The sequence below is a fragment of the Silvimonas amylolytica genome (assembly GCF_014645555.1).
GTDB classification, from domain to species: Bacteria; Pseudomonadota; Gammaproteobacteria; order Burkholderiales; family Chitinibacteraceae; genus Silvimonas; species Silvimonas amylolytica.
In genome coordinates this window covers 227,796-242,587 of the sequence record NZ_BMLY01000003.1, presented here as the reverse complement: position 1 = coordinate 242,587, position 14,792 = coordinate 227,796, and the positions used below count along the sequence as shown (strand labels likewise).

The 14,792-nt window shown below is 54.0% G+C and carries 11 protein-coding genes and 1 tRNA gene (1 of these 12 only partly in view); 9 read left to right on the top strand and 3 right to left on the bottom strand.

Annotated features, from left to right (window positions below; translation table 11 throughout):
• A tRNA-Leu gene (locus IEX44_RS10915) sits at window positions 1–75 on the top strand; it begins 58 nt to the left of the window's first position.
• Window positions 76–292: 217 nt separating this feature from the next.
• Complete coding sequence (locus IEX44_RS10910) at window positions 293–547, top strand: GlsB/YeaQ/YmgE family stress response membrane protein (RefSeq protein WP_188693185.1); 255 nt, start codon at window positions 293–295, stop codon at window positions 545–547.
• Between the two features lie 94 nt (window positions 548–641).
• On the opposite strand, the gene typA is transcribed toward IEX44_RS10910, so the two are convergent.
• The 3 genes from typA to IEX44_RS10895 form a co-directional block, all read right to left on the bottom strand.
• On the bottom strand, window positions 642–2,462 hold the full coding sequence (typA, locus tag IEX44_RS10905; protein WP_188693182.1) for a translational GTPase TypA: 1,821 nt from the start codon (window positions 2,460–2,462) through the stop codon (window positions 642–644).
• 165 nt (window positions 2,463–2,627) lie between these two features.
• Complete coding sequence (locus IEX44_RS10900) at window positions 2,628–3,263, bottom strand: CoA pyrophosphatase (protein WP_188693179.1); 636 nt, start codon at window positions 3,261–3,263, stop codon at window positions 2,628–2,630.
• A complete protein-coding gene (locus tag IEX44_RS10895; protein WP_188693176.1) occupies window positions 3,260–3,880 on the bottom strand; it encodes a trimeric intracellular cation channel family protein in 621 nt (206 codons plus the stop codon). The genes IEX44_RS10900 and IEX44_RS10895 overlap by 4 nt, the downstream gene beginning before the upstream one ends.
• A 202-nt stretch (window positions 3,881–4,082) precedes the next feature.
• On the opposite strand from IEX44_RS10895, the gene IEX44_RS10890 reads away from it, so the two are divergent.
• The 7 genes from IEX44_RS10890 (at window position 4,083) to IEX44_RS10860 (ending at window position 14,786) form a co-directional block, all read left to right on the top strand.
• Window positions 4,083–5,201, top strand: a complete 1,119-nt coding sequence (locus IEX44_RS10890; RefSeq protein ID WP_188693173.1) for an acyltransferase family protein — start codon at window positions 4,083–4,085, stop codon at window positions 5,199–5,201.
• An 89-nt stretch (window positions 5,202–5,290) separates the two neighbouring features.
• Complete coding sequence (metG, locus tag IEX44_RS10885) at window positions 5,291–7,345, top strand: methionine--tRNA ligase (RefSeq protein ID WP_188693170.1); 2,055 nt, start codon at window positions 5,291–5,293, stop codon at window positions 7,343–7,345.
• 613 nt (window positions 7,346–7,958) lie between these two features.
• Window positions 7,959–10,286, top strand: coding sequence for a type VI secretion system Vgr family protein (locus IEX44_RS10880; RefSeq protein WP_188693167.1), 2,328 nt, complete (start codon window positions 7,959–7,961; stop codon window positions 10,284–10,286).
• Between the two features lie 16 nt (window positions 10,287–10,302).
• A complete protein-coding gene (locus IEX44_RS10875) occupies window positions 10,303–12,648 on the top strand; it encodes a hypothetical protein (protein WP_188693164.1) in 2,346 nt (781 codons plus the stop codon).
• A complete protein-coding gene (locus IEX44_RS10870; protein ID WP_188693161.1) occupies window positions 12,645–13,391 on the top strand; it encodes a hypothetical protein in 747 nt (248 codons plus the stop codon). The genes IEX44_RS10875 and IEX44_RS10870 overlap by 4 nt, the downstream gene beginning before the upstream one ends.
• Before the next feature lie 220 nt (window positions 13,392–13,611).
• Window positions 13,612–13,980, top strand: coding sequence for a hypothetical protein (locus tag IEX44_RS10865; protein WP_229678984.1), 369 nt, complete (start codon window positions 13,612–13,614; stop codon window positions 13,978–13,980).
• Window positions 13,981–14,243: 263 nt separating this feature from the next.
• Window positions 14,244–14,786: a hypothetical protein gene (locus IEX44_RS10860; RefSeq protein WP_188693154.1), complete on the top strand. Its 543-nt coding sequence runs from the start codon at window positions 14,244–14,246 to the stop codon at window positions 14,784–14,786.
• The last annotated feature ends 6 nt before the right edge of the window (window positions 14,787–14,792 follow it).

Genomic DNA, 14,792 nt, shown 5'->3' with positions numbered 1-14,792 from the left:
CGGAATTGGTAGACGCACCAGGTTCAGGTCCTGGCGCTCGCAAGGGCGTGGAAGTTCGAGGCGTCCCTTTGGGCACCCAAACTCAACAAAGAACCCGATCGATTGATCGGGTTCTTTGTTTTTGCACGCCAGCCACCACCCCTCCTCACACCTGCTATCTTCAATAGCACCGGCCCACTCTGTTCCGCCAGACTGCAATCTGCTCTTGCAGCAAAACACATTGCCGGATTGATCTGATTTCGTTGCTGTCCTTTTCCTGCTTTCATGTCGCCTCTTTTCAGGGAGCACACACATGTTTCATTTGATCTGGATGTTTATCGTCGGCATTGTCGTAGGTTTGATCGCACGCTGGATCATGCCAGGCGCACAAGGCATGGGCCTGTTCATGACGGGCATTCTGGGCATTGTGGGCGCGTTTGTGGGCGGCTTTATTGCCCGCTTGTTCAGCAAACCACCCGAGGGCTCACCAGTCCACCCCGTCGGCATCATCATGTCGGTCATCGGTGCCATCGTTGTACTTTGGGTCGTGCAGATGCTGCAGCACTAAGTCTGCACTCGCGCCAGGCAGGCGCAGCAGCAATAGTCCAGACGAAAAAAAGGCGACCGAGGTCGCCTTTTTTTGCACAAGCCAGCTTGCCGGCTTAGTTGTTGCCATCCGCCTTATAGGCGCGGCGACGCTCATGCTCTTGCAGGAAGCGCTTGCGGATACGAATCGAAACCGGGGTAATTTCCACCAGTTCATCATCGTCGATGAATTCAACAGCAGATTCCAGCGACAGCTTGATCGGGGTGGTCAAACGCACGGCTTCATCAGTACCGGATGCACGCACGTTGGTCAGCTGCTTACCTTTGATCGGGTTCACAACCAGATCGTTGTCGCGGCTGTGAATGCCAATAATCATGCCTTCATACAGCTTGTCGCCCGGGGAAACAAACATACGACCACGGTCTTCCAGCTTCCACAGTGCGTAGGCCACTGCTTCACCCTGGTCTTGCGAGATCAGCACGCCGTTGTGACGACCCGGCAGATCAGCCTTCACCGGCGCGTAGTCATCGAACACATGGCTCATCAGGCCCGTACCACGAGTCATGGTCATGAAATCAGACTGGAAGCCGATCAGACCACGTGCCGGAATATGGTATTCCAGACGGGTACGGCCACGGCCATCAGACTCCATGTTGGTCAGTTCGCCACGGCGACGACCGATTTCTTCCATGATGCCGCCCTGGTGTTCGTCTTCCAGGTCGATTGTCAGGTTTTCGTACGGCTCGCACTTCTGGCCGTCAACTTCCTTGTACACCACGCGCGGCTTGGCAACAGCCATTTCAAAACCTTCGCGACGCATGGTTTCCAGCAGAATGGTCAGGTGCAACTCGCCACGACCAGACACACGGAAAATATCAGCATCGGCCGTATCTTCAACGCGCAGTGCAACGTTGGTCAGCAGCTCTTTGGTCAAGCGGTCACGGATCTGGCGGCTAGTCACAAACTTGCCTTCAGTACCGGCCAGGGGCGAGGTGTTGACCATGAAGTCCATGGTCAGTGTCGGTTCATCCACACCCAGAACCGGCAGACCTACTGGCGCATCCTTGTCGCAAATGGTGACGCCAATACCGATCTCATCCAGACCGGAGATCACGATAATGTCGCCAGCTTCAGCGCTTTCAACCGCAACGCGTTCCAGACCCTGGAAACCCAGCACCTGGTTGATACGGCCAGCGGCCACTTGTTCTTCGTGGTTCATGACCACAACTTGCTGACCCGGCTTGATGCGGCCGTTCAGCACGCGACCAACGCCCAGGCGACCGGTGTAGGTGGAGTAATCCAGCGCAGCAATTTGCAGTTGCAGCGGCGCATCCGGGTTGCCCGGCGGGGTCGGCACGTGCTTGAGCACTGTGTCGAACAGCGGACGCATATTGTCGGATTCTTCCGCCAGTTCCAGCTTGGCAAAGCCGTTCAGGCCAGATGCGTAGATGATCGGGAAATCGAGCTGTTCGTCAGTGGCGCCCAGCTTGTCAAAGAGGTCAAATGTCTGATCCACAACCCAGTCAGGGCGCGCACCCGGACGGTCAACCTTGTTGATCACAACGATAGGACGCAGGCCCAGGGCCAGTGCCTTCTTGGTCACGAAACGCGTTTGCGGCATCGGGCCTTCAACGGCATCGACCAGCAGCAGCACGCCGTCAACCATACCCAACACACGTTCCACTTCACCGCCGAAGTCCGCGTGTCCCGGGGTGTCGACGATGTTGATGTGGGTGCCTTCGTATTCAATGGCAGTGTTCTTGGCCAGAATGGTAATGCCGCGCTCTTTTTCAAGATCGTTGCTGTCCATAACCCGCTCGTCCACCTGCTGGTTTTCGCGGAATGTGCCGGACTGGCGCAGGAGTTGATCGACCAGCGTGGTTTTGCCGTGGTCGACGTGAGCGATAATGGCGATGTTACGGATAGCGCGCGTCATGTTTGGGGAAGCTAACAGTTTGAAAAGCCGAGGATTGTAGCACGATCCTGTGACAATTCGCTGCTCTGCAAGATACACGGAACGCGAAAACCGGGACTGGCTTGCAACCATTTGTATTGATTGGGGTTGTCGGGCATTACAAGAACCAGCCTGGTAATGGCCGGATCAGCGCGATGTAGCATCCCGCGGCTGACCGGGCATCCCCAGTGCCCGCGCCAGCATCAACAACATGCCGGCGGTCGCGCCCCAGACCGTAATGGTGTCGCACTCTACAAAAAGGCTTTTGCCCTTTACCCCCCGGCGCTCTACCCAGCGCCATTCGTAACGTGCCGGGTCCAGCAATGTGCTCCAGGGCAGTTCCAGGATGGTGGCCACTTCACCGGGCTCAGGCCGCAGCGCCATGCCAGGCTGCACCAGCCCCACCACGGGTGTCACATTGAATCCGGTAACGGTGTGGTACTGCCCTAATTCGCCCACCACGGTGACATTTTCCGGGCACAAACCAATTTCTTCTCGTGCTTCACGCAGCGCCGTAGCAGCGGGATTCTGGTCGTGCGGATCAGCGCGTCCACCCGGAAAACTGATCTGGCCAGCATGGTGGCGCAGGTGCGCCGCGCGCTCCGTCAGAATGATGCGCGTACCCTCGTTGTACGGCACCACGGGCACGAGTACCGCTGCTGCTCGCCCGGCGTTTTGCTGATTCAGGTCACCCAGCGTTTGACGCTCTGCACCGGCCAGTTGCTGGCGCAGCCAGTCGCTCCAGCCAGCAAGATCACCTGTGGCCGGCAATTGCGGGTTCATCCTTCCACCTTGGGCAATTTGAAATCACGCTTGTGCGCAACAAGACGCAGCGCCAGCCCCAGACCAAATAACGACCACTCCGCTGCCGGGCCTTCCATGCCGTATTGGCGGCAGACATACAACGCTACCGACAGCAAGATAGCGACGGTGCCGTAAAAGTCTTCGCGCAAGATAAAGGGTACGTCGTTCACCATGACGTCTCGCACCAGCCCCCCGCCCACAGCGGTGACAAAGCCCAGGAAACACACCCCAAACAAATTCAGGCCGCTATCCATGCCGACATGCGCACCGGCCAGGCTGAAGGCAACAAGGCCAATAGAATCAGCCACGATAAACAGCTTGCGCAGCATGCCTGTATGACGTTGATGCAGCTTGATCAGCCAGGATACACCCAGCGTGACAAAAATGGTGTACAGCGGCAGCGCGTCCACAAACACCCGTGGCGTCCGGTTGACCAGCACATCACGCATGATGCCGCCGCCAATGCCCGTCAAGAGTGCCACGATCACCACGCCCAGCAGGTCCAGCCGCTTGCGTGCGCCAACCAGATACCCGGCCACCGCAAACGCTGCCGTGCCGATCTGGTTGATTACTTCAAAGTAAAGCGGAAAAACCATGCGTGCGCCTGAAAAAAATCAACCCGTCATGTTACCGCGACCGCCCCGTTTTCGTCGCTGGTTTGTACCACCCGTAAGCACTTTCCAAACCTTAAGAAATAACCATATTAATAATTACTTAATTATGTCTTTTGTTGTAATTATTTGAAATATCGCCGTAGAATCACCTCAAAACCAACCGCACATATCAATGAGGTGAGTAATGAAAGGACGCATCCAGCATCTGGATGTGGCCCGCGGCATGGGCATTTCGCTCGTGGTGCTGGGCCACAACCTGATCTTCCAGCACATCAACCCCATGGCGCATCAGGTTCTGCACTCCATCAACATGCCCATGTTTTTCCTGATGTCCGGGGTGTTTTTCAACGACACGCTATCGCTGGGCAAGCTCACTCTTGCCAAGCTGGATGGCGTGCTTAAACCCTTCTTTGTCACGTTGATCGTGGTGGCGCCGTTACAGCCGCTTTTGTCAAAAGACCCATTCTCACAATATGTGGCGGGTTCGCTCTATGGCACCGGGGGCACACTGCGCTGGACGCCACTGTGGTTCTTGCCACATTTGTTTCTGGTGTTCATCACGGCGCGGGTTTACCTGAATATTGCCGAGCGGCTACGTATTCCGCAGTGGCTGTCGTTACTGATCGGGATCACCAGCGTGACCCTGGCATGGGAGATGTTTCAGCGACTGGAAGGAATGCCCATTCCGATCTCCAACGTGGCTTACTCCGCAACGCCTGCCATCTATAACGCGTTGGGTTTCCCGTTCAGTGCCGATCTGTTGCTGATCACCGTGCCGATTTTTTTGATCGGGCATGCGCTGCGTGAAAGACTTCGCACTTTTGAGCCGCACCCACTCGTCGCACTCTTGGGCCTTGCCGCATTTGTTCTGCTGCATGACCTGTCTTCCGGCGAGATGAACCTCAACGATCGGATATTTGATGATTATCTGTGCAACATCGGGCAAACAGTCTGCGGGGTCTATCTGGTACTGTCCGTCGCAGTCTGGATTCCGCGCCACTTGCCCCGTCTGAAGTGGCTTTTGACGCAGGCGGCAGCAGCCAGCCTCTTCATCCTGCTGTTTCATGATTACCTGCAGCGTCGCGTATTCCGGTTATTCATGGAACACGGCCACATCTTGATACTGGCATCCATTGCCTCCTGGTTAGCGGCGATGATTTTACCGGCGCTGGCCTACCGGTTTGTCTCACGGGTGCCATGGCTGGCCGTGTTGTGGCTGCCGCTCAAACGGGTACGCCAACAGCGCGACGCCACCACCGCACCGGTGCGACCGCTGAGCGAGGTCGTGACCTCTTCTTCTTGATGGCAAAACGGCATTAGCGCTTTTCAGATCAGGCTGTCTCTTGCGGTATAATCGCCAATTCGATTGTTCAACACGGACAGCCTGATCCCATGAAGCGCAAGATACTGATTACCTCCGCCCTCCCGTATGCCAACGGTCCGCTGCACCTTGGGCATATGCTGGAACATATCCAGACCGATACCTGGGCGCGTTTTCAGAAGATGCGCGGGCACGAGTGCTACGCCGTCTGTGCCGATGACACCCACGGCACGCCGATCATGTTGCGCGCCCAGAATCTGGGCATTACGCCAGAACAACTGATTGCCGACGCAAAACAAGCGCACGAGCAAGACTTTGCCGGGTTCCTGGTGAACTACGACAACTACGGCAGCACGCACTCGGAAGAAAACCGCCAGTATTCCTACCGCATTTACAACGCGCTCAAAGCCAACGGCAAGATCGCCAATCGCACCATCAGCCAGTTGTACGATCCGCAAAAAAACATGTTCCTGCCGGATCGCTTTGTGAAAGGCGAATGCCCCAAGTGTCACGCCAAGGACCAATACGGCGATAACTGTGAAGTCTGTGGCACCACCTACGCCCCGACCGACCTGATCAACCCGTACTCCGCCATTTCCGGCGCCACGCCAGAACTGCGTGACTCTGAGCACTACTTCTTCAAGCTGGGTGATTGCGAAGAATTCCTGCGCAGCTGGACTTCCGGCCGCGTGAATGTGAACGGCAATGATCGCCTGCGCCTGCAAGAAGGTGCTGCCAACAAACTGCAAGAATGGTTTGACGCTGGTCTGAATGACTGGGACATCAGCCGTGATGCGCCCTACTTCGGCTTTGAAATCCCGGATGCGCCGGGCAAGTATTTCTATGTGTGGCTGGATGCACCGGTTGGCTACATGGCCAGCTTCCAGCAATTGTGTGATCGCACTGGCATCAATTTTGATGATTTCTGGAACAAGGATTCCGGCGCCGAGCTGTATCACCATATCGGCAAGGACATTCTGTACTTCCACGCCCTGTTCTGGCCTGCCATGCTGGAATACGCCGGCTACCGCACCCCGACCGGCATCAACGCCCACGGTTTCTTGACGGTTGATGGTCAGAAGATGTCCAAGAGCCGCGGCACGTTTATCACCGCCGAGTCTTATCTGCGCCACCTGAACCCGGAATGGCTGCGCTATTACTTTGCCGCCAAGCTCAACGCCAATATCGAAGATATCGACCTGAACCTGGAAGACTTTGTCGCCCGCGTGAACAGTGATCTGATCGGCAAGTACATCAACATTGCCAGCCGCGCCGCCGGTTTCATCACCAAACGTTTTGACGGCAAGCTGGCCGCCGAGTTGGGCGACAGCGGTCCGCTGGCCAAACTACAAGCTGCATCGGACCAGATTGCCGGCCTGTGGGAAAGCCGCGAATATAGCCGCGCCATCCGCGACATCATGGCGCTGACCGATGAAGTCAATCAGTGGGTTGACGCTCACAAGCCGTGGGAAATTGCCAAGCAAGAAGGCCAGGACGCCGAACTGCAACGCGTGTGCTCGGTACTAATCAACGCCTTCCGCATCCTGACCGTGTACCTGAAACCGGTACTGCCGAAACTGGCGGCGGACGTGGAAAGCTTCCTCAACATTGCCCCGCTGACCTGGGCCGACGCCAGCACACTGCTGACCGGCCATACCATCAACGTGTACCAGCACCTGATGCAGCGCGTAGACCCAAAGAACATTGAAGCCTTGATCGAAGAAAACAAACAAAGCCTGGCCCCGACCAGCAACGAGCCAGCCGCCGCCAAGCCGGATTATGAAATCCCGGAAATTGAACCGGTCATCAATATTGATGACTTCGGCAAGATCGACCTGCGCATTGCCAGGATCGTGAATGCCCAGCACGTAGAAGGCGCGGAGAAGCTGCTGCAACTGACGCTGGACATTGGCCTGCCGGAAACCCGCAACGTGTTTGCCGGTATCAAGAGCGCCTACAAGCCGGAAGACCTGATCGGCCGCCACACCGTCATGGTCGCCAACCTGGCCCCGCGCAAGATGAAGTTTGGCATGTCTGAAGGCATGGTGCTGGCTGCGGGTGGCGATGGCGGTTTGTATATCCTGACCCCGGACCTGGGCGCCAAGCCTGGGATGCGGGTGAAGTGAGTTGTTTTGGGGCTTGCCGCCCCTGGCTGTAAAAAAACGCCGCTGATTTAGTTATTCTCCCCGACCAAAAATACATAGTTCGAGCTTTTGGACCGGTTATTCGCCTAAAACCCCTCGTTTGAGGGGTTTTTTCTTGCCATACATATTCGTACTTCCCCCTTAAATCTACATGCTATGTCTTTGTATGGTTTTGGACCTGTCTCATCCGGCAACAGTCCAAGTTACAAGGTCAAGAGTCCGGTTGTGACTCCAAAGATTGTCTGCATTCGCAAGAACCGGCTCGACGGACTCCCCTGTAACTGAATTCCGCTTCCTCGTCAGCAGCACCTCTACGTTCTAGGCAAGCAACTTGGAGAGGGGTATTCCCAGTGCAGAAGCGATGCTGAGTGAACAGGCAGCACTTGTGTAGAGCCCTTGCCAGGCCCGTAAGTTTTTTCCATCCCAGGAAATTCGTACAACAAATAACCCAAGTCACTCACACGCAACCATAATCTTCATATATTTGATAATTTTGATAGCACAAGCCATTGAAAACGTGTGATTTTTTCACATTTCATGGGCGAGCGCCGGAGTGTAGTTTTCCCTGAATTTTATTCAGGGAAAGCAGACCGCCGTGGCCCAGCAAGCATACTTTCTCGACATCAACGCTTACCAGGCGCAACTATCAGTCCGTGACGTCTGCATCACAGAGCAACTGAACAAGCCGTACGAGCTGAAGATTACGGTCACGACCGCCAGTGAGCTGAATCTGTTGCAGGGGCTGGACAAACCCGCCTTGTTCACGGTCTGCCCTGTGGATGAACAACTCCGTGCCCGTGGCGGCAGCCTGGCCGACGCGGTAGGCAAACCGGAACGGTTGTTCCACGGGGTGGTGACCTCCTGCAAACGCATCGGCAGTACGCTTGACGAAAACATCTACGAAATCTGCATCGGCCCGCAGCTGACCCGGCTGGCCAACTTCATCGACACCCGTTTGCTGCAGAACGTCAATGTCCTCGATGCCATTGCCAAAATCCTGCGTACAGACCTCAATCTGACCGGCCACCAGGTCCAGTTCAAAACCACGCGGGAATACCCCGTGCTGGAAACATTGACGCAGTGGCGGGAGTCCAGCCTGGCGTTCATCACCCGCCTGTGTGAAAGCGTAGGTCTGTTCTTCTATTTTTCGCAAGAAACAGACAAGCACCAGCAAACAGAAAGCCTGGTCTTCACGGATGACCTCACCGGGTATATCAAGGCGACTGACGTACAACTGTTTCGGCCAGAGAGTGGTTTGTCGGCTAATTGGTCAGAGGCGGTTCTTGACCTTGAAATTGCAGCGAAGCCGGTGATTGGGCAGTACGGGCGGGCTGACTACAACTATCGCACCTCCGGTGGCGCCAGCCTGCTGGGCAACAAACAGGCGTGGGCAAGCGAGCAGGGCTTTGTCGGACGCGACTACCAACCCGGGTTCCATCAAAAGACCACGGAAGAAGGCGTCGCTGCCGCCACACTGGCGTTCGAGATTGCCCGCGCCCAGCAAGTGCTCGCCTCCGGCAAAAGCACCGTGCTGGCGTTTACGCCGGGCAAAATCTTCCGCACTGACCGCATAGCCGACCCGCTGGCCGAGTTTGGCTGGGTGCTGACCAAGGTGGTTCACACCGCCAGCCGCAGAAGCGCCTGGGCCAACACCTTTGAAGCCATCCCGGCAGACCGCATCTTCCGCTCGCCCATTGGCACCACGCCCATCCCCAAAATCACCGGCACCATCCCGGCGCGGATTACCAGCCCCAGCCGTTACAGGCATGCTTACGTCGACGAATCTGGCCGCTATCGCGTGAGCTTCATGTATGACAAAGATGCCGTCGCAGGCAACTGGCCCCCGGCCGGCAGCAGCAGGTTAATGCGTCTGGCGCGACCCTACGCGGGTGATGAGTATGGCTTTCACATGCCGCTCACCGACGGTACAGAAATCCAGGTTGGCTTTGTCGAGGGCTCTTTGGAGCGCCCGTACATCGCCCATGCCATGCATGACCAGACCAAACCGGACTTGCTGACTAACAAGAACAACTCTCGCGCAATCTTGCGAACGTTGTCGGGCAACAAACTCAGGTTTGAGGACAAAGACGAGCGTCTCAGCGCCAAGCTAAGCACCCCGCACCAGAAATCCCAACTCAACCTCGGCTTTCTGGTCGACTCAAAAAAAGACCCTAGAGGCCAGGGCGCAGAATTACGCACCGACGGCTGGCTCGCCCTGCGCAGTGCCAAAGGCACCTGGATTACCGCCGACGCCCAACCGGGCGCCAACGGCCAGCAACTGGACATGCAAGCCGCCCTGGATGAACTCCAGCAAGCCCAGAAACTCACCCAAAGCCTGCGCGAAGCTGCAACGCTGGCCCATGCCGAACTGGCGGACCTGCAAACCCAGACCGCCTTCCTGCAAACCCACCTCACCGAACTCAAGCAAGCCGCCATCCTGCTGTCCGCGCCGGCAGGCATCGCCAGCGTCACCCCCGACACCATTCAAACCAGCGCCGGCAAAAACCTCATCTTTACAGCCGGTGGGCAGACCGACTTCGGCATTCTCAAAAGCCTGACCATTGCCGCCGGTGACGCCATCAGCTTTCTGGCCAACAAGCTCGGCATCAAGCTCTACGCCGCCAAAGGCAACGTCGACCTCCAGGCCCAGACCGGCGCCATGAGCCTCGCCAGCCGCCAGGCCATGACCCTCACCAGCACCGAAGGCGAAATCACCATCGCCGCCAAACAGAAACTCACCCTGCTGTGCGGCGGTGCCTACATCAAGCTCGAAGGCGGCGCGGTGGAAATTGGCGGCCCGGGAGACCTGAAGTTCAAGACGGCGTCGTTTGGCTACACCGGGCCCAGCAGCCTGCAGCCCAAAGTAGCCCCGCTGCCCGACTCAAAATTCATTGCCGACCTCGACGACAAATACTCGCTCTAAGCCTGGAACGACAAACATGATTATTTCGTACCCATTCCTGGGTGATCAGGACAACAAGGCGGATGAAACCCAGGCCGAAAACGTCAGGGTCGACATCAACGACTATGAATGCGCGCATGGCATTTATCCGGTCAGTTTCAACCAGCGCTGGCACGGTGGCTGTCATTTGCAGCCTCAGCACACCAAAGAGCCGATATGTGCCATTGCTGATGGCATCATCGTCGCCTATCGCATTGCGTCAGACATGGTGACTGACGGCAACAACCAAAAACATCACAACAGCTTTGTACTGCTCAAACACACCACAGAAACCGGTGAAGGCCGCAGCATTACGTTCTATTCGCTGTACATGCACCTGCATTGCCTGGACAGCGGCGTCACCCAGCCGGAGCGCCTCAAGGTCATCGAGAAACTGCGTACAGCAAGTGGTGCCTCTACATCTGGTGGTGTCCATGACGGGCAAACCAAGGTCAATCGCAAAGACATTCTGGGCTACGCAGGCGGCATGTATGGCAACTGCTTCATCCACTTTGAAGTCTTCATGGAAGACAAAGACCTCACACAATATTTTGATGCCCCGAAAACCCGCCTGGGCGTTGCCAATCCCACGGCCCACGCCGATACGGAAACTGACTATTGGGGTAACAGCTATTACCTGATTCCGCAGGGCACACTCATGCGTGCCACGCATCCGTACGCTGATGCGCATTCCGTAGCCGCGCCCGCCCATGGCCATCATGCACAACCAGCCCGGCCCAACCCGAATGCGCTGACCTTTGCCGCCTTACCCGGTACCGAGAGCTCCCCGGCTAAGCTCTGGGTGCAAATGCGCTTTGAAAAGGGCGACAAGTGGACCACCGTGTGGAATGCGGGTACCGGCGTGCGTATTTCCACCGAAGATAAAGGCACCAAAGAGGCCGACTTTGAATACAGCCTTTACAACCGTGCGAGCAAGCTGTACCCGACGTGCCCCAGCGCGGGCTACGAGTTGCTGCGCTTTGGTCGCATTCTGGGTCCAGACCGCTTTGCTGCGACCGCCCCCGCGACCACACAGGACAACTGGCAACCCGTCGAATTTGCAACAGGCCAGTCCGGCTACGTCAACCTGAGTGCCGCCAGCGTCATCAAGCTGTCTGACTCAGATTTCCCGGCTGCATCCGGCTGGCAGAAGGTCACCGAGGGTGCCACCGACCCGGCCAGAAACGACGGTATCTGTGATATCGCCGCATTGCAGAAGCTTATCAAGGACGCTGACAGCAACCACGATGGCATCACAACCCCGGAAGAACTGGCGGCCTGGGTCCAGAAGGACGAAGTCCGCAATAAACTGCGCCGCATGATTTGCCAGGCCCCCACCGAGTGGGACAAGAGCATCAACGAAGCCCGGTTCGCCCCATTGAGAAAAGCAGGCGCCAAGGTTGAACAACCTGCTCAAGATAATGCCTACGGCAAATTCAAAAGCTTTGTCGAAAAATTCCAGTTCTGGGACCAGACCGGCGGCCTGAGCAACACGATTTGGCACTTCCACCCGTTGGAATTTGTGGGGCATTTCAGGAAATGCGGGTGGTTGAGCAAAGATGAATTGGAGAGAATATACCCTGACCATCTATTTAATCGAGGCTTTGCTCCTGTTCCGAGCGAGGTGAGAGAAAAGTACCGTGTCCATTTTAATAAAGTAACCAGAAAATATTGTTTTAATGATTCAGCTCGATTGCCGCACTTCCTTGGGCAGGGAGCAATCGAATCCAATCGGTTTTGCCAGATGGTTGAAGGCACTCATACTCCTACCGCAATAAATGCAAAATTACCAGACATGGTTTCTGAGGATTTACTCGGGCATTGGTATGGGCAGATTCAGCCACAAGAACAGAACAACTACTACAAAGAACCTAGGGGGGGTAAAAGGTCGTACAGCTGGTTTAATGGGAACTGCGGGGATGTTGATGCCCAAAAATTTAGAGGACGCGGATTTAAGCAAATTACCGGTCGAGCGCTTTACGCAAATTACTGGGTTTATCGGGGTTGGCCGGTTTTACCATTTGATGAAAACTGGTGGAACGATCCTCAATGGATCGCACAGAATGCCGCTGGTATGCGCAAGCGCCCGGCCGTTATAGATGACCCGCAAAAAATCTCAATCGATGCATATAGCGCAATCGACTGTGGTGCGGTTTATCTGGTATCCGAGCGAGCAAAGACAAAATCAAAAATGGACTCAGACAGGGGAATAGCCACAACACTTGCGGAGAAAAAAACAGAAAAAGAAATTATCGAAACCGTGACTAAGGCAATTAACGGTGGGTCTAGCGCATTAGAGTTGCGAGTTGATGCCACAAGACTTGCGAAGGAAATTTTGTTGTGAATATTAAATATTTAGCAATATTTGTTGTAATTATTTTTTTTCCGACATTTTCACTAAATGCATTTGCCGGAAACCCACAATATGTGCCTTTTGGACGATACCAAATAGATGGGCCAGCAGCCATCAAAATGGAAGACACTGGAGTGCTTTATTATATAAGTGAAAACGGAAAGGTTCATGTTATGGATGTGGTTGCTGGAAAAGATGAGGAGAGGTGCATTCTCCCCACGATAAGTGAGTATTTTTCCGGATTTTCTTTTAGCTCTGATTCTGAATTTGTTTTTCACGCCAATAGATATTGGTTATACGCAGACATTAAAAAATGCAATTCCGGTAAAGAACTAAAATGGCATGAAATAGGTGCAGGTAAAGTCGATGCACGAGAAACCAATATATTGGATACTAATAAAAAAATGTCTCGATTTGTGATGGAGGCGCTCACGATAAAAAAACCAGGAGAGCGCCCAGTGTATAAGTTGATCCATGGCGATTTTTCATCTTCCAAGCTCAGCATTTACAAGCCAGTTGGGGGGGTAAGCGACTCTGAAGGGAGACTGTCCAGCGATGCGAAAACAGCAACAGTATGTGCTATCGATAGCCCAACTTTTTGCTTTGAATTTAATCTAAGTACAAATAAGGCGTATTCATCAAACAAGCAGATGCCCCAGCTGATTCACCAAGAGGGTGCGGCTCAGACGAATGCCTCTGATAAGGGGGGGGGGCTCGTACTTTATTTCTTTTAATGGTATGAAAAGAACAATACCACTAAGTACCGCTCTCTCGACTGTCAGCCTGTCAGCCGACGGTTGTTATATGGCAGGGGTAAGTCAAGTAGCCGAGCCTACCTTGACAAAGTCCGGGCGATTTGCAAGTTTCTATATAGATATGTACAAATTCAAAGGCTGCAAATAGCGATTGATAGCTGTTTTTTTAATCTTAGCTATGAAGTCAGGGAAGTGTATGATGGGAAATTTTTTCCACGCTATAGCTTTTCTGTTTATTGGCTCTGGGCCAGCTATGGCGGAAGTGGATTATGTCTACCAGTCTCATGAGTTGACATTTCACTATCCTTCAACTGATTACAAACGAGAATTTTCTATTTCTCCATCATCGTATCCGCCAGTATCGTATACAGTTAAATTAAGAAAGCTTAATTATTACGAGACTGATGAAGTCAATATTTTCAGTTCAAATTTATTGAAGTGCGCGCAGTATTCTGCGATGTATGACATTAATGAAGATACGGAATCGGGGATTGTATTGGGGCAATTTACCGAAAAGGTTTATAAGAAAAAATCAGGGGGTGGATCCTGTTTGAAAGCACTTTTTTAGTTGCGGCAGATGGACCGAAGAATGGGTTGGATAGCCAATATTACAAGGCTGTATTGACAAAAAAATAAAAGACTGTTGTGCTAAGTGGTCTACTTGGAAAAGCTAATGGGTGCCGGCCTACCGAAAAGTGTTGGACGCCACAAGTAAAGCGATTCAAGTCAATTATTGATTCTATTGTGCGGAACAACTAAATCAACAATCGATCCCAGGTACTCTATGCGTAAAATTTCATCTTTATATTTTCATGGTGTTGGTTTCAAAGCATGTATTTTCTGACGGCATATCTGGTCTTAATTTTCGTGATGGCATTTCCGGCATGTGCAGCCCCAGTGATATCGGGTAACCCTGTTCTGATACCGGCTACTGAGTTCCAAGGAATTATGAAGGGCGACACGCTTCACTACACCTTGCGGGGTAAGAAAGGGAAGGTTCGCATTCCAGATGCGCCAAAGTGGCCATATGCCTCTGTTTTAAACCTCGCAGTGGAGCAGGCAAATAAAATCTACGTTCCGCTAATTATCCAATCTCCATCCAGGCCAAACACCCCGCTGGGTCCGTGTGGAGCAGGTACGGAAGATAGTATTTGGATCTTCGGGCTGGCTGCCAATAGGGCAACCATTGTTGGGAAAAAAGTGGTGAGTAGTTGTATTAATCACGTTGAGCTGAAAACAGAAGAGCTTGGTACTCCATACGACAGCATTGCTTGGGATGCAGGCAAGGGCGCCTACAAAATTGATTGGGCTGCCACTTCCAACAAACCTGAATCCACAGGGTATCTCACCTACAAAACGGGCCGATTTTGGTAGGTAGTC